This window comes from Nocardia crassostreae, assembly GCF_001613405.1.
Lineage (GTDB): Bacteria > Actinomycetota > Actinomycetes > Mycobacteriales > Mycobacteriaceae > Nocardia > Nocardia crassostreae.
This window is the reverse complement of the sequence record NZ_BDCH01000041.1, coordinates 71,067-91,630: the sequence shown is the minus strand read 5'-3', so window position 1 is coordinate 91,630 and position 20,564 is coordinate 71,067. Positions and strand designations below refer to the sequence as shown.

Genomic DNA, 20,564 nt, shown 5'->3' with positions numbered 1-20,564 from the left:
GCCGAGCACACGATCGGCCCCCACCGCAGCGGCGGTGGGGGCCGATTCCTGTCGGGTCAGGCGTGGTTCACCGGCCGGGCGGGTGCGAAAGTGATGGGGGACAGGCGCATTCGGACCGAGCCGCAGGCGCAGCGGGTGTAGGTGACCACGCCTTCGGAGGTGCGGTGGCGCGACAGGGTTTCGAAGGGCTGGCTGTCGGGCCAGCCGCAGTGTTCGCAATGTCCGGTTCTCGCTGCCATGGGTTCAGTTTTTCGTGGCGGCGTAGTATCGGTCCATCGAATATTTCCGCAGCGAATCGTTTGGAAATGCCACATGATTGATCCGCGATTGCTGACCCTGCGGGTGCTGGCCGAACACGGGACGGTGACCGCCACGGCGACTGCGCTGCATCTCACACCGTCGACGGTGTCGCAGCAATTGCGCGGGCTGGCGCGGGAATTGGATGTGGAGTTGCTCGAGCAGGTCGGGCGGCGGGTGCGGCTGACCGCCGCGGCGCATGCCTTGCTGAAGCACGCGGATCTCATGGTCGCCGAATCGGAAAGGGCGCGAGCCGAACTGGCGGCGCATCGGGAGGGGATGGCGGGGGTGCTGCGCATCAGTGCCATGCCGACGGCATTGGCCAGTCTGGTGGTCGAGGCGGCGGCGCGGCTGCGGGACGCGCATCCCCGGGTGACGGTCGAACTGGTGGAGGACGAGAGCAAGCACTGCTTCGATCTGCTGCTGGCGGGGGACAGCGATATCGGGGTCGTACTACCCGCGCCGGGCAGTCCGTCGCCCGATGATCAACGATACGAACAGCATCCGTTGCTCGATGAGCCGCAGGATCTGCTGGTTCCGGAGGGACACCCGCTGGCGGGACGGGCGAGCGTGGCGCTGGTCGAGGCCGCGGCGGAGGCGTGGATCAGCGGGCCGGAGCGGATCACGCACCATCAGGTGGTGACCGCCGCGTGCGCCGCCGCCGGATTCACACCGCGCATCACCGGCCGCGCGGTCGACTTCATCGGCGTAGCCGCCATGGTCGGGCGCGGGTTCGGCGTCAGCCTCGTCTCCCGATTGGCTTTCCTGCCCGCGGAATTCGGTGTGGTGCGGGTCCCATTGCACGGTGATCCGGTCCCGCTCCGCCGCCACCTGACCGTGGTGCGCCGCGGGGCCGCGCACCATCCGGTCATTGCCGCCGGGCTCGCATCGATTCGTGAGGTATGCCGCGAACGCAGCGATATCACCGTGCTCGCGCCCTGATTCGGCCCCGCAATGAGAAACATCGACGACCGGGAACTGGTGGCGGGGGCTACTCGGGCGATGCCGCCATCAGTTCCCGGTCGTCGTCGTTTCGGATTTGCGGCGGCGGCGACGGGTGTGGACGGCCAGGTGGGGGTCGAAATCGGCGGGGGTGGACCAGGATTCGGCGGCGACCAGGCTGTGGGCGCGGCCCGCGGCGGCGTGGGCGAAGGCGGTGGCCGCGGCGGCTTCGGTGTCACCGGCTTCGATGTGGGCGAAGAGTTGGGCGTGTTCGGAGCATTGCTCGGCCGGGTCGCGGTCGGAGGTCAGGCGGAACAGCCATTCGGTGCGGGCGGCCAGGGGGCGCATTTGTGAGCTGAGCAGGGGATTTCCTGCCAGTTCGATGATTTCCATGTGGAAGGCGGCATTGGCGGCGGCAATGCGTTGCAGGTCGCCCGAGGCGGTGGCCGCGTGCGCCTCGGCCATGCGCGCACGCAGCGGTGCGACGGATTCGGGGGTGGCGTGGGCGGCGGCCAAGCGGGCGGCCAGTGATTCCAGGACCTCGCGCACATCGAAAAGGTTGTTCACATCGGCGGGAGTGAACGGCGCGACCAGTGCGCGCTTGCCCGGGACCAGCAGCACCAGCCCCTCGGCGGCCAGCATGCGCAGCGCCTCGCGCAGCGGAATCCGGGAAACCTCCAGCTCCGTCGCCAGATCGCGCTCCACCAAGCGCTGCCCGGGGCGCAGCTCCACGCCGACGATCCGCTGCTTGATCGACTCGTAGGCGCGGTGGCGTAGAGATCCTGGTTCCGTCACGACATTCCACAGTATCGGTCCCTGCAATGGGTTTTCCGCACCGAAACATGTGCGGAACTCGCGCGCCACATCCGGACCCGACAGTTAACGGTATACCACTAACTGGAGGTTCGATTCGTGGACACGGCCTTGGAGCTGACCGGCGTCGGCAAGAGTTACGGTGCGGTGCGGGCGCTTTCGGATATCGACCTCACCGTCCGCCGCGGCGAGGTGCACTGCATCCTCGGCGAGAACGGCGCGGGCAAATCCACCCTCTGCAACCTCATCTACGGCGGCGCCACGCTCGACGACGGCGATATGCGCCTCTTCGGTGACCCCTACCGCCCCCGCCGACGCCCTGCGCCACGGCATCGCCATGGTCCACCAGCATTTCAGCCTCATCCCCACCCTCACCGTGGGGGAGAACCTGTTGCTCGGCGACGGTGCGCGAATCCGCCTGCCGCGCCGCGAATTGGCCGCCCGCGTCGCCGCGGTCGAGAACGACTTCGGCCTGCACACCGACCTCTCGGCCCGGGCCGGTGACCTCTCCGTCGGTGAACGCCAAACCGTGGAAATCGTGAAAGCCCTGCTCCACAACCCCCGCCTGATCCTCCTCGACGAACCCACCGCAGTCCTCGGCCCCACCGAAATCGACGCCCTCCTGACCACCTGCCGCCGTATAGCCGACTCCGGCCGCGCCGTCGTCCTGGTCACCCACAAACTCGGCGAGATCGAACAAGCCGGTGACACCGCCACCGTCCTCAGAGGCGGCGCCGTCACCGGATCCGGGCCCTTGCACACCTTCAGCCGCGACGAACTCGTCCACCTCATGGTCGGCCGCCAACTGGCCGACCTCGACCAGGCCTTGGTGACCGGCGATGCGCCGATTCGATCCGGCCGTGATGCCGAGCCCGCGTCCGCTCGCAGCGTCGCAACCCCCACCGCCGCACCGCTTCCGGGCGCGCTCCGGGAACCGGTGGTTCGGGTTCGCGGACTGCGGTTCGTTCGGGCGGATGGTGTTCCGGCTCTGGACGGCGTGGATTTCGAATTGCGGCCCGGTGAGATCACGGGGATCGCGGGTGTCGAAGGTAATGGGCAGAGCGAGCTCGTCGCCGTTCTCAGCGGCGCGAAACCTCCGCAGGCGGGCACTTTTCGGCTCGGCGAGGTCGATCTGACGCATGCCGGGCCGGGGCTGCGCACCGCGCACGGCCTCGGCGTCATCCCCGAGGATCGCCATCACGAAGGCTGCATCCCCGCCATGTCGGTCGCCGAGAACCTCTCCCTGGGCCGCCTGCGCGAATTCCGCCGCCACGGCCTCCTCAACCGCCGCGCAATGGAATCCGCCGCAGCCCGAGTGATCACCGACCACGCGATCAAAGCTTCCTCCCCGCGCGCCGCCATGAGCACCCTGTCCGGCGTCAATCAGCAAAAGGTGGTCGTCGCCAGGGAATTGGCCCTGGACCCACTCCGCTGCCTGATCGCCGCCCAGCCCACCCGCGGCCTCGATCTCGGCGCGGTCGACGCCGTCCTCACCCGCCTCCGCGAGGCCGCCGCCTCCGGCGCCGCCGTCCTGCTCATCTCCCACGAACTCCCCGAACTACTCACCCTCTGCGACCGCATCCTCGTCGCCTACCGAGGCCGCCTCCTCGGCCCCGTAGACCCATCCACCCCCAACGCCAAAGAACGAATCGCCCACCTGATGCTCGGAACCACCTCATGACCAAACCCGCGAAATCCCGACTCCACCACCAAGACCAGAACGACAGAGATCCATCCGGTAGGGGCCGCGCTGCGTTGTTTGCGGCGGAAACGCTGCCGCGCGGGAGCGAGACCGCGGGGTGGGTCGGGGTTTGCTGGATCACTGCTGCGGCGGCAGGGGTGTCGCGGGGGCGGGACATTGGCGTGTACGGCGGTGCCGTGTTGGTTGCGGTGGTCGTGGGTGTGTTGTTGGTGGTCGGGGGTGGCGCGGATCCGGTGGTGGCGGGGGAGGCGTTGTGGGAGGGGATGTTCGGGACGCCGTATGCGTTCGGGAGTGCGCTCAATGCGGCGGCGGTGCTGGCGTTGATTGCGGCCGGGTTCACGGTGGCGCATCGGGCGGGGCTGGTGAATGTGGGTGGGGAGGGGCAGCTCGCGGTGGGCGGGATCGCGGCTACCGCGGTGGGGGTGAACCTGCCTGCGGGGGTGTCTGCGGCGGTGGGGGTTCCGTTGATTGTGGGGGCGGGGTTTGTCGGCGGTGCCGTGTGGGCGGGGATTGCGGCGGGGCTGCGGGTGTGGCGGGGGACCAGTGAGGTGATCACGACATTGCTGCTCAATTTCGTGGGGCTCGGGCTGGTGACGCTCGTGGTGCACGAGGAATGGTTGTTGCGGCAGCCGGTGACGTCGACCGAGACATTGCCGCAGTCGAAGCCATTGGTGGAGGGGGCGCGGCTGCCGCTGCTGGGGATGCAGGGGTCACCTGCCACGGTGGCGGTGGTTGTCGCGCTGGGTGTCGTGGTGGTCACGGCGATTGTGTTGCGGCACAAGGCTATCGGTGTGCGGTTGCGTGCTGTGGGGCATTCCGAGGCCGCGGCCGGGCGGATGGGGTTGGGGGTGCCGCGGTTGCGGTTCTCGGCGCTGGCGACCGCCGGTGGACTGGCGGGGGTGGCGGGGGCCGCATTGGTCGCGACGGTGCCGTATGTGCTGGCGGAGCATTTCACGTCGGGGTACGGATTCGCCGGGCTGATCGTCGGACTGCTGGCGCGAGGATCGCTCACCGCGGTCGCCGGAATCTCCTTGGCGTTCGGGCTGCTCGCGTCCGGGGGCATCAATCTGCAACTGGCCGCGTCGGTTCCGGCGTCGTCGGTGCAGGTGGTGCAGAGCGTGTTGATCATCTTCGTCGCCGGTGCGGTGATGTGGCGGAAGGAGGCGCGGCCATGAGCGCGGTCGGAGAACTGCTCGACGGCGGTGTGCGGCTGGCGATTCCGCTGGCCCTGGCCTCGGCCGGAGAGCTGGTGAGTGAACGGGCCGGGGTGCTGAACCTCAGTGTCGAGGGGATGATGCTGACCGGTGCGTTCGCGGGGGCGGTCGGCGCGCACGCCTCCGGGAGCGCGCTGGCGGGAGTGGTGTGCGCGCTGGTCGCGGCCCTGCTCGTGGCATTGCTGCAAGCGGTGCTGAGCGTGACGCTGCGGGCCGATCAGATCGTCACCGGGGTGGCGGCCAATGCGCTCGCCCTCGGCGCGACCACCTATGGGGCGCGGCTGTATTTCACCGAGGGGCGGGCGGTTCCGGGGTTCGACCGGATTCCGATTCCGCTGCTCAGCGAGATTCCCCTGCTCGGGCCCGCACTGTTCGAGCTGACCGCGCTCGGCTATCTCGGCATCGTGCTGGCGGTCCTGCTGGCCGTGCTGTTCTCGCATCGCACCGGATGGGGACTGGCCATCAGCGCAATCGGCGAGGACGCGGTCACCGCGGATCGATCCGGGTTGGCGGTCAACGCTTTTCGCTATTCGGCCGTCCTGCTCACCGGACTGACCGCCGGTCTGGCGGGGGCGCATCTGGCGCTGGCGGATGTACACGCCTTCACCGACAACCTCACCGCCGGTGCGGGATATCTCGCCGTGGTGGCCGTCATCGCCGGGAAGTGGCGGCCCTGGCCGACCATGCTGGCCTGCCTGCTCTTCGGTATCGCGCAGGCTCTCCAGTTCGCCGCGCCCGCACTGGGCATCGAATTGCCTACCGCCGTCCTGGTCATGTCCCCCTATCTGCTCGCCGTGCTGGCGGTGAGCGGCCTGGTCGGCGCGAGCCGCTCGCCCGCCGCGCTCACCCGTCCCTTCCTTCGAGAGGCCAAAGCCTGATGACCTTGATCCTGACCCGCTCCGATGTGCTGGCGATGATCACCCTGCCGGAAGTATTCGCCGCGGTGCGTGGCGCGCACGCCGATCTCGCTCGCGGAGCGGCGGTTTCGCCCGCACCCCCGGCCATGCGGCTGCCGGGCTCGGATGCGGCATTCCTGGTCATGGCGGCGGCGTCCGAACCGGCGGGCCTGGCCGGGGTGAAACTGCTCGCCGACATACCCGGCAATGCGGATCGCGGTCTGCCCGTGCAGCGTTCGGCCATTCTCACCGTGGGCGCCGCCGACGGCGACTGCGAGGCGTTGCTGGACGGCGGCGCGGTCACCCGCTTCCGCACGGCCGCCGCCTCGGCGGTGGCCACGGCGGCGCTGGCGCGCCCGGACAGCCGGGGCCTGGGCCTGGTCGGCGCGGGAGCCTTGGCCCGCGCCCATGTCGAAGCCCTGCGCCCGGTGCTGCCCTTCGACCGGATCGTGGTCTGGAGCCGCACCGAGGCCACCGCCCGCGCCTTCGCCGACGACACCGGAGCCGACATCGCCGACACCGCGGAGAAAGTCGTGCAAGCCGCCGATGTGCTGTGCACGCTCACGCCCGCCCGCGAGCCGGTGGTGCGCGGTGCGTGGTTCCCGCCGGGCCTGCACGTCAATGCCGTCGGCGCGCCACCGCGCGCGGACCATCGCGAGATCGACAGCGAGGGTATGCGCCGCGCTCGGGTGATCGTCGACAGCCGATTGTCGGCGCTGCACGAATCCGGCGACGTGCTGATCCCGTTGCGGGAGGGCGCTTTCGGGCCCGAGCACGTCGAGGACGAGCTGGGCGAGATCCTCATCGGCGCGAAACCCGGCCGCGTCGACGCGCATCAGATCACCCTCTACAACTCCCTCGGCGTCGGCCTCCAGGATCTCGCCACCGCGCGCCTGCTCGTCGACATCGCCCGGCGGCGCGGCATCGGCACCGAGATCGACTTGGCGGGATAACCACCCGCACAACATTTCCCCGTTCTCCACCCCAGTAACACCCTGAAGGAAGCACCATGAAGAAACTCGCTGTCGCCTTGCTGACCCTGGCCGTGGGCGCGACCGTCGCCGGTTGTGGCAGTGGCTCCGACGACTCCGGCTCGAAGCTGAAGGTCGGCGTCATGTTCCCCGGCTCGTTGTCCGACGACGGATTCATGCAATCCGGCTACGAGGGCTACCAACGCATCGAATCCACCCTGGCGGACAAGGTTTCGCTCACCAAGGTGGAGCAGGTGCCCTCCGCCGACTACCAGCAGGTGCTCACCCGCCTGGCTTCCACCTCGAATCTGGTGGTCTCCTTCGGCGGCCAGACCGATTCGGTGCTGCGCCAGGTCGCGCCATCCTTCCCGAATGTGAAATTCGTCGAGATCGGCGGCCCGGCCGACGCCGTCCCGCTCACCAATCTCGCCTATTACGACCCCAAGCAGGCCGACGGCGGCTTCCTCGCGGGCGCGTACGCCGCCCTCACCACCAAATCCGGCAAGGTCGCCTTCCTCGGCGGTATGGAGCTGCCCGCGATCGTCAAGACCGCCAAGGCCTTCGAGCAGGGTGTCAAGCATGTGAAGCCGGAGGTCACCGTGCTCGCCCCGCAGTACATCGGCGATTTCAATGACGTCGCCAAGGCCAAACAGGCCGCGCAGGCCGGAATCGGCGCGGGCGCGGACGTTTTCGGCCAGCAGCTCAACCTCGGCCATCAGGGCGTCGCCCAAGCCGCCAAGGAGGGCAATGCCACCGTCGTCGGCGGGCCGCTGGTCAAGCCGTGCGGTTCGGAGGCCGGTTACTCCGGCTACGCCGAACAGGACACCGGAGCGGAACTCGAATACGCCGTGAACGCCGTGCTGTCGGGAACCTACAAGGCCGAACAGCTGTCCTTCGGCGTCGCCTCCGGCAAGGGGACCAGCGATATCGTCGTCTGCTCGGCCGATGCGCGGATCGCCGCCGCCATGGACAAGGTGAAGCAGGACCTGGCCAGCGGCGCGATCACCCTCGGCTGACGGCGACCTAAAATGTGAGGCAGTCCGAGACCAGGAGGTCGGGTATGTATCTGCGGGGCGTCGTTCTGCCGGATGATCACGTGCGCGACCTCTGGGTCCACGGAGGCCGGGTCACCTTCGAACCCGTGCCCGGGGCCGAAACGCTGTGCAGCACAGGCTGGATCGTTCCCGGACTGGTCGACGCCCACTGTCACGTCGGTATTCGCTACGGCGGCGGCGACGAGGATCGCGACGGGGCCGTCGCCCAGGCCGAGACCGAACGCGACGCTGGAGCGCTGCTGCTGCGCGATGCCGGATCCCCCATCGACACCCGCTTCCTCGCCGGGCGCGAGGACCTCCCCGAGATCATTCGGGCAGGCCGCCACATCGCCCGCCCCAGGCGCTATGTCCGCGAGCTCGGCCTCGAACTCGACGATGAGCGCGATCTGCCCGATATCGTCGCCGAACAAGCCCGCCGCGGCGACGGCTGGGTCAAGATCGTCGGAGATTGGATCGACCGCGGCGTCGGCGATCTGAGCCCGCTGTGGTCCGATGCCGTCCTCAAAGACGCCATCGATGCCGCCCATCGAGAAGGCGCGCGGGTCACGGCGCACGTCTTCGGCGAAGACGCCCTGCCCGGCCTGCTCGGCGCGGGTATCGACTGCATCGAACACGGCACCGGCCTCACGGACGACACCATCGCTATGATGGCCGCGCACGGCACCGCCCTGGTCCCCACGCTCATCAATATCGACACGTTTCCCGGAATCGCCAACAGCGCAACCAAATTCCCCGCCTATGCGGCCCATATGCGCGATCTGCACCGCCGCTCCCGCGATACCGTCGCCAAGGCGCACGATGCGGGCATCCCCATCTACGCCGGAACGGACGCGGGCGGCGGCATCCATCACGGCCGGATAGCCGACGAGATCGCCGCGTTGATGGGCGCGGGCCTGTCCCGCCACGATGCCCTGGGCGCGGCTTCCTGGGATGCCCGCGCCTGGCTCGGCCGCCCCGGCCTGCAACCCGACGCGCCCGCTGATTTCGTTGTCTACGACGAAGATCCCCGCATCAGCCCGGAGATCCTCGCCACTCCCTCGTGGGTCGTGCTCCGGGGCCGCGTCCACACCCGTCGCGATCCCGTCACCGGTCACCGCTGAGGCTGCGGGCGCCCGCTCAGTTGAGCAGATTCGCGGCGGCGCGGAGCACGGCGCGGCCGCCCGCCAGCAGCAATTCGATGACGGCGGGCGCCTCGACGGCGAGCGCGCCGACGGTGAGCGCGGCATCGGCCTTGTCGACCACATCGGGCCGGTCGTCGCGGCGGGCGTGGTCTTCCGGGTGCGGTTGCATATCGAGTTATCGGCCGGTGCGGGTGCGGCGTTCTCGCGATGCGCCGAAATGATACCGATGAATTCGGGACGCCCGGGCGGTCGCTATTCGGAGAGGCGTTTCCGATTCGGAGGTAGATCATGCGGGATCTCGTAGTCACCGAGAACATCACCATCGACGGGGTGATCGACGCCAGCGCCGGGTGGTTCACGGTGGGAGATGACGAGGGGGTGGATCAGTCCGACATCCTGGCGGAATTGCGTGCGCACACCGAGCGGTGTGACGCCGTACTGTTCGGGCGGGTCACCTTCGAGGAAATGCGGGGGTACTGGCCGCAGCAGACCGATGACCGGACGGGGATCACAGATTCGCTCAATCGTCTTCGCAAGTACGCGGTCTCGCGGACGATGGGCGATCCCGGCTGGGAGAACTCGGTGGTGCTGCGAAATCTGGACGAGGTGCGCGCGATCAAGGACCAGCCGGGCAAGGACATTGTCAGCACCGGCAGTATCCGGCTGGTGCACGACCTCATCGCCGCCGATCTGGTCGACGAATTCCGGTTGTTCGTCTACCCGGTCGTCATTGGGCAGGGCGCCCCCTGTTCGAAGAAGGCGCGAAGGTCCCGCCGCTGAAGTTGGTGGAGAACAAGAGTTTTCGCTCCGGCGTAGTGCTACTGCGCTATCGGACGCACTGAGCGGTTCCCCTCCGGCGCATGAATAGGTAGCCGAATCGGTCACCGCCACTACGGTTGTCGGCCACGTGCATAAGATCGCCTTCTCCGTGGCCGACCCGGCACGGAGCATTGCTTCTTCGCCGGTGGGGGACACCTTGCACGACCAGCCGACCGACCATCCCGACCCGATGACCGGCCCGCCCAACCCCACACCCCCACCCGATCCCGCAGCCGCGCACGACGCGATTCCCGCGCCCGGGTCCGTCGCGGCCCATCCGTCCCCGAACCAGCCGGTGCCCACGCCCCCGTTCGCGCCGGACGCACCGCTCCCACCGCTCCCACCGGGGTCGGAGCCGCTGCCGCCCTATGCGGAGCAGCATCTTCCCGAAGGGGTGCAGCCACCCTCGCCGTATGGGGCGTACCCGCCGTCCGATGGGGTGCAGCCGCCGTCGCCGTATGGGGTGCAGCCGCTGTCCGATGGGTCGCAGCAGCCGTCGCCGTATGGGGTGCAGCCGCTGTCCGATGGGTCGCAGCAGCCGTCGCCGTATGGGGCGCAGCCGCTGCTCGATGGGGCACAGCCGCCTTCGCCGTATGGGGCGTACCCGCTGCCGCACGGGGCGCAGCAGCCCTCGCCCTACCCGGCGCAGCAACTGCCGCATGATGCGCAGCCGCTGCCGCGGTACATGGCGCACCCGGTGTCCAGGCGGCGCTGGTGGGTGCTGTTCGCGTTCCTCGGTGCGATCGTGATCGCCGGTGCCGCAACCATTGTCGGGTTCGTGGTGATGGGGGAGGACGAGCCGGAGAAGTGGGCTGCCGGTGACTGTGTCGCGTTGAACGGCGCCTCGCTGATCGAGTTCGACTGCGATCAGAACTCGGCGGCGTATCGCATCAAGATTCGCGAGGATGTGCGGTATCCGGTGGAATCGGCGTGCACCAAGTACTCCGAGGTGACCAAGGCCGTCGCGGAGCCCGTCACCGGCGACGCGCAGCCCGGCGCGGTGCTGTGTCTGGTGCCGACCCGCTTCAACATGTCCGATCCGGGTGCGCTGCAAGCGGGGGATTGCATCGAGGTCAAGGGTGCGGGCGACACCATCAACCGGGTCTCCTGCGTCGCGGGCGCCGTCACGGTCATCGCCACCGAATTGCACACGCAGGTCCCCGTCATCGATCGCGCCTGCCAGTCGCGCCCGGAGGCGCGCATGGCCTTCGCGCAGACCTCGCTGGGCGGCCGGGCGATCGTGGTGTGCGCCGCGTCCACCGATACCGGCGATATGGACAATGCCAAGGTCGGCGACTGCGCCTCCGACATCACGATGAAACTGGTGCCCTGTACGAATTTCGACGCCGATTGCCGGGTCCTGTCCGTGCAGGTCGTCTATCAGAAGCCGACCAGACCCCAGTGCCTCGACATCCTCGGCGCGAATGCCTTCACCATGCGCAGCAATGACAAAACCGACCTCGTGCTGGCCGTCTGCATGGGCCCCGGCGATCCGAACGATTCACTCTACGCACAGGTCGGCGACTGCATCTACGATCCGGTCCGCGGCGTCGGCAAGGCGTCGGACACCAAGCGCGTCGACTGCGCCGACCCCACCGCCAATATGGAAGTCATCGACCGGCACACTCCCGATGACGGGAACTGCCCGTCCGGCTGGGCCGCTGCGCTCACCTACGAGCCGGGCGTCACCAATGGTCTGACCATCTGCCTGAGCCGCCGATGAGCGGCCCCTTCGAGGGCGATTTCCAGCCCGCGCGCCCGGTCTGGCAGAATAGACGACCGTCCTCGTTCGAGGACAGTGTCAGCCCGTCTCCGGTTACGTACCGCGCGGCGGTCACAACACTCAACGCAAAACCGGACCCACCCCGTGTGGGTTGCTGAATTGCGGCCGTGACCACTCGGCAGCCCCTCGGGGCCGCCACCACCTGAAAGGCAGCAGCTAATGGCTGTTCGTATCAAGCTGACCCGCATGGGCAAGATCCGCAACCCGCAGTACCGCGTCGTCATCGCCGACGCCCGTACCCGTCGTGACGGCCGCGCCATCGAGTCCATCGGCATCTACCAGCCGAAGCAGGAGCCCTCGCTCATCCAGATCGACTCCGAGCGCGCCCAGTACTGGCTGGGTGTCGGCGTGCAGCCGACCGAGCCCGTGAAGCGCCTGCTGGAGATCACCGGCGACTGGCAGAAGTTCAAGGGCCTGCCGGGCGCCGAGGGCACCCTGAATGTCGCCGCGCCGAAGCCGTCCAAGCTGGACCTGTTCAACGCCGCGCTGGCCGCCGCCGACAACGAGCCGGTCGCCGAGGCCGTCACCCCGAAGAAGAAGGCCGCCAAGAAGGACGAGGCCGCCGAGGCCGAGGCCGCTGCCGAGACCCCGGCGGAGTAATGAGCGCCGTTGTCGCCGATGTCGTCGAGCACCTGGTGCGCGGCATCGTCGCCAATCCCGACGATGTGCACGTCGAGCTGATCACCAGCCGTCGTGGCCGGACCGTCGAGGTGCACGTGCACCCGGACGATCTGGGCAAGGTGATCGGTCGCGGTGGTCGTACGGCCACCGCCCTGCGCACCCTCGTCGCCGGGATCGGCGGTAAGGGCATTCGCGTCGACGTGGTCGACACGGATCAGTAGATGGAACTGGTCGTCGGGCGGGTCGCCAAATCGCACGGTGTGCGTGGCGAACTCGTCGTAGAAGTCCGCACCGACGAGCCGGAACTGCGTTTCGCACCCGGCAGCACCCTGGTGGGCAAGCTGCCGCGGTCGAAGCAGACGCAGCAGTACGTGGTGGAGTCGGCCCGGGAGCACTCGGGCCGACTTCTGCTGCGTCTGGACGGTGTGGACGATCGTGATGTGGCGGATGCGTTGCGCGGCATGCTCTTTGTCGTCGACACCGCGGATCTGCCGCCGTCGGAGGATCCGGACGAGTTCTACGATCACGAACTCGAGGGACTGACCGTGCAGCTCGGGGACGGGACCGTCGTGGGCGCCGTCAAGGAAGTGCTGCATTCGGCTGCGGGAGAACTGCTTTCGATCAAGGCGTCCGAGGCGTTCCCGCCCGCGGGGCGCGAGATCCTGGTGCCGTTCGTGACCGCCATGGTGCCGACCGTGTCGATCGCCGACCGGCTGATCGTCATCGATCCGCCCGAAGGTCTGCTGGATCCGGAGTGAGCGCGATGCGCATCGACGTCGTCACGATCTTTCCCGAATATCTAGAGCCGCTGCGAACCGCCTTGCTGGGCAAGGCGATCGACAAAGGACTGCTCGAGGTCGAAGTGCACGATCTGCGCCGCTGGACGCACGATGTGCACAAGGCCGTGGACGACTCGCCCTATGGCGGCGGGCCCGGCATGGTCATGAAGCCGACCGTCTGGGGCGACGCCCTCGACGAGGTGTGCCCGGACGACGCGCTGCTCGTGGTGCCCACACCCGCGGGCGTGCCGTTCACCCAGGCCACCGCCGAGCGCTGGTCTGCCGAACCGCATGTGGTGTTCGCCTGCGGCCGCTATGAGGGCATCGACCAGCGGGTCTTCGACGATGCCGCCAAGCGCGTGCGCGTCGAAGAGGTCAGCATCGGCGATTACGTGCTCATCGGCGGCGAGGCCGCGGTGCTCGTCATGACCGAGGCGTTCGTGCGCCTGATTCCGGGCGTGCTCGGCAATCAGCAATCCCACGAACAGGATTCGTTCTCCAACGGCCTCCTCGAGGGCCCCTCCTACACCCGCCCGGTCTCCTGGCGCGGGCTGGACGTACCCGAGATTCTGCTGTCGGGAAATCACGCCAAGATCGACGCTTGGCGGCACGAACAGTCCCTGGAACGCACCCGGGAGCGGCGTCCCGACCTTTTGCCGCCCGACTGACGCTATTGTCTTCCGCACAACCGCACAAGATCTGCTCGACACCGTTTTCTCGGATGACGAAAGGCAGGCGTGGAAGTGCTTCGTACAGTTGTCGTTTTCGCCGCAAGTGTCGTAATCGCCGGTATCGGTATGTCCACGGCGCACGCATTCACCCCGCAGGAAGAACTCCGCTTCCTGCTGCTGAAACACCAGCACGAATCCGACGCCTTCAAGGGCATCTCGGCCACCGCCGGACACCGGACCTGCACCGAGATCGACCGTTATGGCCAGGGCCGCAAGGCATTCCGCATCGCCTTCGATCGCATGCACCCGGAAACCAATGTCGGGCTCAATGGCATGACCGTCACCGAAATCGACATTCTCACCTATTGCCCGCAACACATGTTGCCCGCATGAGTGCGCCACCCTGTCGTGTCGCCGGAGCGCGCCGGTAGTGTCTGCGAGCGTGACGACTGCCTCCGAAACCGTCAGCACTGAGAATCCCCCGAGCACGGGGACCGTCCGCCTAGCCAGCGTCGGCAAGCGAATCGCCGACGAACTGGGGGTGCGCGAAGAGCAGGTGCGCGCCGCCGTCGAACTACTCGACGCCGGTTCGACCGTGCCCTTCGTCGCCCGCTACCGCAAGGAGGTCACCGGCGGCCTGGACGACGCGCAGCTGCGGCAGCTCGACGAGCGTCTGCACTACCTGCGCGAACTCGACGAGCGGCGGACGTCGATCATCGAATCCATTCGCGGCCAGGGCAAATTGGATGAGGCGCTGCACGCGCAGATCATGCTCGCCGACACCAAGGCCCGCCTGGAAGACATCTACCTGCCCTACAAGCCCAAGCGGCGCACCAAGGCGCAGATCGCGCGCGAGGCCGGGCACGAGCCCGTGGCCGACGCGCTGCTGAACGATCCGACCACCGATCCGGGCCAGTACAACGCCGAACAGCTCGACGGCGCCCGCGCCATCCTGGTCGAGCGCTTCGCCGAGGACGCCGACCTGGTCGGCGAACTGCGCGAGCTCATGTGGAGCCGCGGCCAGATCACCTCGACGGTGCGCGCGGGCAAGGAAGAAGCGGGCGCCAAGTTCGCCGACTACTTCGAATTCAACGAGCCCTTCGACAAACTGCCCTCGCACCGCATTCTGGCGCTGCTGCGCGGTGAGAAGGAAGAAGTGCTCACCCTGCACCTCGAACCCGACGCCGAGGAGCCCGAAGACGGTGAGCGCACCATCTTCGAAGGCCGTATCGCGCACAAGTTCGGTATTGCCGCCCAGGGGCGCGCCGCCGACACCTGGCTGCTCGACACCGTCCGCTGGGCCTGGCGCACCAAGCTCCAGGTAAGCCTGGGCATCGATATCCGCATGCGGCTGCGGCAGTCCGCCGAACGCGATGCCGTCGACGTGTTCGCGGCCAACCTGCGCGATCTGCTGCTGGCCGCGCCCGCCGGTACCCGCACCACCATGGGCCTGGACCCGGGCTACCGGACCGGCGTGAAGGTGGCCGTGGTCGACGCCACCGGCAAGGCGGTCGCCACCGAGGTCATCTACCCGCACAAGCCGCAGGGCCAGAGCGAGAAATCCCTCGCCGTGCTGGGCGCGCTGGTGGCGCGATTCAATGCCGAGCTCATCGCCATCGGCAACGGCACCGCCTCCCGCGAAACCGACGCCCTGGCAGCCGAACTCATCTCGCGCATCCCGGAGAACAAGCCCACCAAGATCGTGGTCTCCGAAGCGGGGGCCTCGGTGTACTCGGCCTCGGCCTACGCCACCCAGGAACTGCCGGACATGGACGTCTCGCTACGCGGCGCGGTCTCCATCGCCCGCCGCCTGCAGGACCCGCTGGCCGAACTGGTGAAGATCGACCCGAAGTCCATCGGCGTCGGCCAGTACCAGCACGACGTCTCCGAGACGCTGCTGGCTCACTCGCTGGGCGCGGTCGTCGAAGACGCGGTGAATGCCGTCGGCGTCGACGTCAACACGGCCTCCGTGCCGCTGCTGTCCCGCGTCTCGGGCATCACCGGCTCGGTCGCGGAAAGCATTGTCGCCCACCGCGATGCCAACGGCCCCTTCCGCAGCCGCACCGCCCTCATGGACGTCCCCCGCCTGGGCCCCAAGGCTTTCGAACAGTGCGCGGGCTTCCTCCGCATCCCGGAAGGCGACGACCCGCTCGACAGCTCGTCGGTGCACCCGGAGGCCTACCCGGTCGTCCGCCGCATCCTCGATGCCAGCGGCCGCGGCATGAAGGAGATCATCGGCAACACCACGGTCCTGCGCGCCCTGCGCCCGGCCGACTTCACCGATGACCGCTTCGGCGTCCCCACCGTCACCGACATCATCGCCGAGCTGGAAAAGCCGGGCCGCGACCCGCGCCCCGAATTCAAGACCGCCGAATTCGCCGCGGGCATCGAAAAAGTCGCCGACCTCCAGCCGGGCATGGTCCTCGAGGGCGTCGTCACCAATGTCGCCGCCTTCGGCGCCTTCGTCGACGTCGGCGTCCACCAGGACGGCCTGGTCCACGTCTCCGCCATGTCCCACAACTTCGTCAAGGACCCCCGTGAGGTCGTGAAGTCCGGCGACGTCGTCAAGGTCAAGGTCCTTGAGGTCGACGTCCAGCGCCAGCGCATCGGCCTCTCCCTCCGCCTCGACGACGAACCGGGCAAACCCGAACGTGGCGAAGGCCGCTCGCGTGGCGGCCAGGGCCAACGCGGCAATGACGGCCGCCCCCGTCAGGGCGGCCAGGGTGCGAACAACCGCCAGGGCGGTCAGGGCGGCGGACGCCAAGGCGGCCAGGGCGGACGCCAGGGCGGACAAGGCGGCCGTCAGCAGGACCGCCGCAACCAGCCCGCCCCGAGCGGCTCCATGGCGGATGCTCTCCGCCGTGCGGGATTCGGCAAGTAGTCAGTCGCGAGAACGCCCCGGAATCAACCGATTCCGGGGCGTTTTCCTTTGCCTGGGCGGCGTACGCCCGAACCCCGGTGGGGTCTGAAATACACCTCGATCCGAGTCCGCGCATGCGTCTCTACCGGCGTTCGCAGAGCGAAACGAATGGTGGGGTCACCTCGCCTGCCGTACCCGGCCTTGGCTCCCCTGTCGGGAGCCGTAACTCTCGTTCCGGCCTGACTGGATGGCTGTGGTTGCGTTCACCGACCAAACCCCACAGAGCCAAGCTCGGGTTCACACCCGTTGTTGGTGGTTCACACCCGAAATGGTGGTCAATTGGGGGTGTGGACCGACGGTATTGGGTGTGAACTGGTCTGTGGCGGGGGGCGGTTGCCGGTGCGGGTTGTCGTCGGGGCGGTGGGCGGGGTTCACCTGCGGGATGGGGGCGGGGCGCAGAATGGCGGTGGCGCGTGCGGGTGGACGCAGGCGACGGCGGGCCGATCGTGGAGACGAGAGGGTATGGCGGGTTTTCAGCGCTGGTGGAACGAGGTCATCGTCGGGGACGGGCGACTGCCGTTGGCATGTCTGTTGCTGGGGTTCATTATCGGGTTTCTGCTGATTCGAATCAGTGTGCGGCTCATTCGGAAACAGGTGCGCTGGTGGCCGGGGAATGTGCGGGCGGGGGATGTGCACATTCATCACATGGTGTTCGGCGTGATCCTGGTGCTCGGCTCCGGCGTGGGCCTGGTCACGCTGTGGCAGGACAGCATGGGTGTGATCAGCTTGCTGGCCGCCGTCTTCGGGGTGGGCGCCGCACTGGTGCTCGACGAGTTCGCGCTCATCTACTATCTGCGCGACGTATACTGGGAGGAGCAGGGCCGGACCTCGGTGGACGCGGTGTTCGTGGCCATTGCCGTGACCGGCTTGCTGCTGCTCGGGTTTCACCCGCTCTGGCTGCTCGACATCGGTGAGCTGCGGACCGAGCCGGGGCTGTGGGAGCGCGGCATCATCGCGGGGTTCGCGGCGGTGAATCTGGCGCTGGCGGCGATCGTGATTGCCAAGGGCAAGATCTGGACCGGTCTGTTCGGCATGTTCTTCCCGCCCTTGCTGGTGGTGGGGGCGCTGCGGCTGAGCCGACCCGGTGCGCCCTGGGCGCGCTGGCGGTACTCCACCCGGCTGCGGCTCATGCGCCGCGCCATCGTCCGCGAACGCCGCTATCGGCGGCCGATGATCCGCGCGAAGATCTTCGTCCAGGATCTGCTCGCCGGTAAACCCGATGTCGCCCACGTCCGCCGCGCCGCCGAGGAAGAGCTGGTGCGCACCGTGGTCCCGGCCCCGCCCGCGCCGCCGCCCTCACTCCACTTCATGGGTAGCCGTAAGGTTGCCGACGTAATGTCGGAGCCGGAGGAGAGTGCGGACACTCGCTCTACCGCATCAACAGGGGCCGATTAACAGCCGCGTCCCGCCATCTGGCACAATGCTCAGGTTGCCTCGAGCCGGTTCTTCCCCGGAAGACCGCAGCTCGCGGGCACCGCCCAATTATCCGGAGCACGAACCGGTCGAGCGCCATGTCGCTGCCGCCAGGTTCCTCTGTTCGCGCGAAACATCCAAAGGATGGAAATGAACACCCTCGACTTCGTCGACGCATCGTCGCTGCGTAGCGACATCCCGGACTTCCGCCCGGGTGACACGGTCAACGTGCACGTGAAGGTTATCGAAGGCAACAAGGAGCGCATCCAGGTCTTCAAGGGCGTCGTGATCCGCCGTCAGAACGGTGGCATCCGCGAGACCTTCACCGTTCGCAAGGTCTCCTTCGGTGTCGGCGTGGAGCGCACCTTCCCGGTGCACAGCCCCAACATCGACAAGATCGAGGTCGTGACCCGCGGTTACGTCCGCCGGGCCAAGCTGTACTACCTGCGCGATCTGCGCGGTAAGGCCGCCAAGATCAAGGAAAAGCGCTGAGCTAGCTTTTCACTCCGAATGCCGAGTAGCCCGGCACCGCGTGGTTTTCTGCGGTGCCGGGCTACTCTGTTCCGGTGGCAGACGAGAGCGAGGCGGTAGCGGTGTCCGGGTCGGATGACGACGGTCGGGCGGAGCAGGCCAAGCCCAAGAAGAAGCAGCGTCCGTTCTGGCAGGAACTGCCGATGCTGATCGGTATCGCGGCGGTCATCACGGCCCTGGTAGTGACGTTCATCGGGCGGCCCTACGTGATTCCGTCGCAGTCCATGGAACCCACCCTGCACGGGTGCGCGGGTTGCACCGGCGACCGCATCTACGTGCAGAAGCTGAGCTACTACTTCGGCGATCCGCAGCCGGGTGACGTGGTGGTGTTCGTCGGGCCGACCGACGACTGGAACAAGCACTACCGGTCCATCCGCTCCTCGAATGCGGCCGTGCGCGGCGTCCAGAACTTCCTGTCCTTCTTCGGGCTGGTGCCGCCGGACGAGAACGATCTGGTCAAGCGCGTGATCGCGGTGGGCGGGCAGCAGGTCAAATGCTGCGACGCCGAAGGACGGATCATGGTGCGCGAGGACAAGCCGGGCGCGGAGTGGAAGTCGCTCGACGAGCCGTATGTCGATCCCAAGCGCAACAACCCCTTCGATCCGGCGCGGCCGGATGTGCCGTTCAATGCGGGCGGCCGGGCCTTCGGTCCGGTGACCGTGCCGGAGGGCAATCTGTGGGTCATGGGCGACAACCGCCGCGAATCGGCCGATTCCCGCTATCACATGGGTGATGAGCTACAGGGCACCGTTCCGGTGTCGGACGTGCGTGGTAAAGCCATATGGAAGATCTGGCCGCCGAGCCGGATCGGGTTGGTCCGCTCCCAGGACCCCCAGACCAACTGAGCACTGCGAGATAATCGACCGGTGGGGAAGATGGCGAACGGTGCGGCCCGGAAGCGGCCGGGCGGCAAGAAGATTCAGCGGATCGAACGTGGTGACTGGCCCCCGCGCGTGGTCATGCGCCAGGCGGGCGGTCTACGCACGCTCGAGGCGGCGCTCATCCGCAGCGGGCTGGGGCCCGTCGCGGGCGTCGACGAGGCGGGTCGCGGCGCGTCCGCGGGGCCGCTGGTTGTTGCTTCCTGTTTGCTGGCGCCCAAGGCGCATACCGCCCTCGCCGGGCTCGACGATTCCAAGAAGCTCACCGAGAACGTGCGCGAAGAGCTGTTCCCGGTCATCAAGCGGCTCGCGCTGGCCTGGGAGGTCGTGGTGATCCCGGCCTGGGAGATCGACCTCATCGGCATTCACGTGGCCAATATCGAGGGCATGCGGCGTGCGGTGGCCGGACTCGACCCGGTGCCCGGGTACGTTCTGACGGACGGCTTCCGGGTGCCCGGCATTCCGGTGCCGTCACTGCCGGTGATCGGCGGGGATGCGTCCGCGGCGTGTATCGCGGCGGCCAGCGTCCTGGCCAAGGTGACCCGGGACCGGATGATGGTGGCGATGGACGAGCAGTTCCCGGGCTACGGTTTCGCCGGGCACAAGGGCTACAACACGCCGGAGCACACCGAGGCGATGCAGCGTCTGGGCGTCACCAGTGAGCACCGGCGGTCCTGGCGAAACGTGCGGGAGACCGGCCGAGTGGCTACCGATACCGCGTATGCGGGATGATGGCTCTACCACCAGTGTGGCGATAAGGAGGACGTTCCACCCGATGAGCGCCGAGGACCTCGAGAAGTACGAAACCGAGATGGAACTCTCGCTGTACCGCGAGTACAAGGACATCGTCGGTCAGTTCTCGTACGTGGTGGAGACCGAGCGCCGCTTCTACCTCGCCAATTCCGTCGAACTGCGACCGCAGAACGCCGATGGCGAGGTGTACTTCGAAGTGCGCATGTCGGATGCATGGGTATGGGACATGTACCGGCCCGCACGCTTCGTGAAGCACGTTCGCGTCATCACGTTCAAGGATGTGAATATCGAGGAGTTGGAGAAGCCCGACCTGCGGCTTCCGGAGTAATCCACAACCCCTCGTTATCCACAGGTTTTCTGTTTTCCCAGGTCGGTATGGCCGGGC

23 protein-coding genes and 1 pseudogene are annotated in these 20,564 nt (G+C 67.8%); 21 read left to right on the top strand and 3 right to left on the bottom strand.

Annotated elements, in window-relative coordinates; genetic code table 11:
- Positions 1 to 56: 56 nt before the first annotated feature.
- Entirely contained in the window at positions 57 to 239 is a 183-nt protein-coding gene (locus NC4_RS35935) for a hypothetical protein (RefSeq protein ID WP_067548090.1), read from the bottom strand.
- A gap of 73 nt (positions 240 to 312) precedes the next feature.
- On the opposite strand from NC4_RS35935, the gene NC4_RS35930 reads away from it, so the two are divergent.
- A complete protein-coding gene (locus tag NC4_RS35930) occupies positions 313 to 1,239 on the top strand; it encodes a LysR family transcriptional regulator (protein WP_067548087.1) in 927 nt (308 codons plus the stop codon).
- A gap of 69 nt (positions 1,240 to 1,308) precedes the next feature.
- On the opposite strand, the gene NC4_RS35925 is transcribed toward NC4_RS35930, so the two are convergent.
- On the bottom strand, positions 1,309 to 2,034 hold the full coding sequence (locus NC4_RS35925; protein ID WP_067548216.1) for a GntR family transcriptional regulator: 726 nt from the start codon (positions 2,032 to 2,034) through the stop codon (positions 1,309 to 1,311).
- A gap of 117 nt (positions 2,035 to 2,151) precedes the next feature.
- Here NC4_RS35925 and NC4_RS44975 point away from each other — a divergent pair.
- The 7 genes and pseudogenes from NC4_RS44975 to NC4_RS35895 all read left to right on the top strand — a co-directional run.
- A pseudogene (locus NC4_RS44975) lies at positions 2,152 to 2,584 on the top strand (ATP-binding cassette domain-containing protein); the annotation flags it as partial.
- A 258-nt stretch (positions 2,585 to 2,842) separates the two neighbouring features.
- Positions 2,843 to 3,733 (top strand): ATP-binding cassette domain-containing protein, encoded by an 891-nt coding sequence (locus NC4_RS44970; protein ID WP_369690821.1) that lies wholly within the window; start codon positions 2,843 to 2,845, stop codon positions 3,731 to 3,733.
- A gap of 197 nt (positions 3,734 to 3,930) precedes the next feature.
- Entirely contained in the window at positions 3,931 to 4,929 is a 999-nt protein-coding gene (locus NC4_RS35915) for an ABC transporter permease (RefSeq protein ID WP_245722155.1), read from the top strand.
- The gene (locus NC4_RS35910; RefSeq protein WP_067548211.1) at positions 4,926 to 5,846 is read left to right on the top strand and encodes an ABC transporter permease; all 921 of its coding nucleotides are present in this window, start codon (positions 4,926 to 4,928) and stop codon (positions 5,844 to 5,846) included. Before NC4_RS35915 ends, NC4_RS35910 begins: the two co-directional genes overlap by 4 nt.
- On the top strand, positions 5,846 to 6,817 hold the full coding sequence (locus NC4_RS35905; RefSeq protein WP_067548081.1) for an ornithine cyclodeaminase family protein: 972 nt from the start codon (positions 5,846 to 5,848) through the stop codon (positions 6,815 to 6,817). Before NC4_RS35910 ends, NC4_RS35905 begins: the two co-directional genes overlap by 1 nt.
- Before the next feature lie 56 nt (positions 6,818 to 6,873).
- Entirely contained in the window at positions 6,874 to 7,851 is a 978-nt protein-coding gene (locus NC4_RS35900) for a BMP family ABC transporter substrate-binding protein (protein WP_067548074.1), read from the top strand.
- A 44-nt stretch (positions 7,852 to 7,895) separates the two neighbouring features.
- Positions 7,896 to 8,990 (top strand): amidohydrolase family protein, encoded by a 1,095-nt coding sequence (locus tag NC4_RS35895; RefSeq protein ID WP_067548068.1) that lies wholly within the window; start codon positions 7,896 to 7,898, stop codon positions 8,988 to 8,990.
- Between the two features lie 16 nt (positions 8,991 to 9,006).
- On the opposite strand, the gene NC4_RS40790 is transcribed toward NC4_RS35895, so the two are convergent.
- Positions 9,007 to 9,180, bottom strand: a complete 174-nt coding sequence (locus NC4_RS40790; protein ID WP_157555430.1) for a hypothetical protein — start codon at positions 9,178 to 9,180, stop codon at positions 9,007 to 9,009.
- Positions 9,181 to 9,299: 119 nt separating this feature from the next.
- On the opposite strand from NC4_RS40790, the gene NC4_RS35890 reads away from it, so the two are divergent.
- The 13 genes from NC4_RS35890 to NC4_RS35830 all read left to right on the top strand — a co-directional run bounded on the left by NC4_RS35890 (position 9,300) and on the right by NC4_RS35830 (position 20,507).
- Positions 9,300 to 9,791, top strand: a complete 492-nt coding sequence (locus NC4_RS35890; protein WP_369690818.1) for a dihydrofolate reductase family protein — start codon at positions 9,300 to 9,302, stop codon at positions 9,789 to 9,791.
- A 127-nt stretch (positions 9,792 to 9,918) separates the two neighbouring features.
- Complete coding sequence (locus NC4_RS41385; RefSeq protein WP_174566918.1) at positions 9,919 to 11,553, top strand: LppU/SCO3897 family protein; 1,635 nt, start codon at positions 9,919 to 9,921, stop codon at positions 11,551 to 11,553.
- 219 nt (positions 11,554 to 11,772) lie between these two features.
- Positions 11,773 to 12,213 carry a 30S ribosomal protein S16 gene (rpsP, locus tag NC4_RS35880; RefSeq protein WP_067548062.1) on the top strand — a complete coding sequence of 147 codons (441 nt, stop codon included), beginning with the start codon at positions 11,773 to 11,775 and terminating at the stop codon, positions 12,211 to 12,213.
- Positions 12,213 to 12,455 carry an RNA-binding protein gene (locus NC4_RS35875; RefSeq protein WP_067548059.1) on the top strand — a complete coding sequence of 81 codons (243 nt, stop codon included), beginning with the start codon at positions 12,213 to 12,215 and terminating at the stop codon, positions 12,453 to 12,455. Before rpsP ends, NC4_RS35875 begins: the two co-directional genes overlap by 1 nt.
- The gene (rimM, locus tag NC4_RS35870) at positions 12,456 to 12,992 is read left to right on the top strand and encodes a ribosome maturation factor RimM (RefSeq protein WP_067548054.1); all 537 of its coding nucleotides are present in this window, start codon (positions 12,456 to 12,458) and stop codon (positions 12,990 to 12,992) included.
- A gap of 5 nt (positions 12,993 to 12,997) precedes the next feature.
- Positions 12,998 to 13,681: a tRNA (guanosine(37)-N1)-methyltransferase TrmD gene (gene trmD, locus NC4_RS35865; protein WP_067548208.1), complete on the top strand. Its 684-nt coding sequence runs from the start codon at positions 12,998 to 13,000 to the stop codon at positions 13,679 to 13,681.
- Between the two features lie 129 nt (positions 13,682 to 13,810).
- Positions 13,811 to 14,077, top strand: coding sequence for a hypothetical protein (locus NC4_RS35860; protein WP_067548051.1), 267 nt, complete (start codon positions 13,811 to 13,813; stop codon positions 14,075 to 14,077).
- Positions 14,078 to 14,126: 49 nt separating this feature from the next.
- Positions 14,127 to 16,565, top strand: coding sequence for a Tex family protein (locus NC4_RS35855; RefSeq protein ID WP_067548048.1), 2,439 nt, complete (start codon positions 14,127 to 14,129; stop codon positions 16,563 to 16,565).
- A 501-nt stretch (positions 16,566 to 17,066) separates the two neighbouring features.
- Positions 17,067 to 17,999, top strand: a complete 933-nt coding sequence (locus NC4_RS35850) for a hypothetical protein (protein WP_245722154.1) — start codon at positions 17,067 to 17,069, stop codon at positions 17,997 to 17,999.
- A gap of 168 nt (positions 18,000 to 18,167) precedes the next feature.
- On the top strand, positions 18,168 to 18,509 hold the full coding sequence (gene rplS / locus NC4_RS35845) for a 50S ribosomal protein L19 (RefSeq protein ID WP_067548205.1): 342 nt from the start codon (positions 18,168 to 18,170) through the stop codon (positions 18,507 to 18,509).
- 74 nt (positions 18,510 to 18,583) lie between these two features.
- Positions 18,584 to 19,393, top strand: coding sequence for a signal peptidase I (lepB, locus tag NC4_RS35840; protein WP_439957587.1), 810 nt, complete (start codon positions 18,584 to 18,586; stop codon positions 19,391 to 19,393).
- Between the two features lie 30 nt (positions 19,394 to 19,423).
- Positions 19,424 to 20,158: a ribonuclease HII gene (locus tag NC4_RS35835; RefSeq protein ID WP_084530104.1), complete on the top strand. Its 735-nt coding sequence runs from the start codon at positions 19,424 to 19,426 to the stop codon at positions 20,156 to 20,158.
- A 43-nt stretch (positions 20,159 to 20,201) separates the two neighbouring features.
- Positions 20,202 to 20,507: a DUF2469 domain-containing protein gene (locus tag NC4_RS35830; RefSeq protein WP_011210678.1), complete on the top strand. Its 306-nt coding sequence runs from the start codon at positions 20,202 to 20,204 to the stop codon at positions 20,505 to 20,507.
- The last annotated feature ends 57 nt before the right edge of the window (positions 20,508 to 20,564 follow it).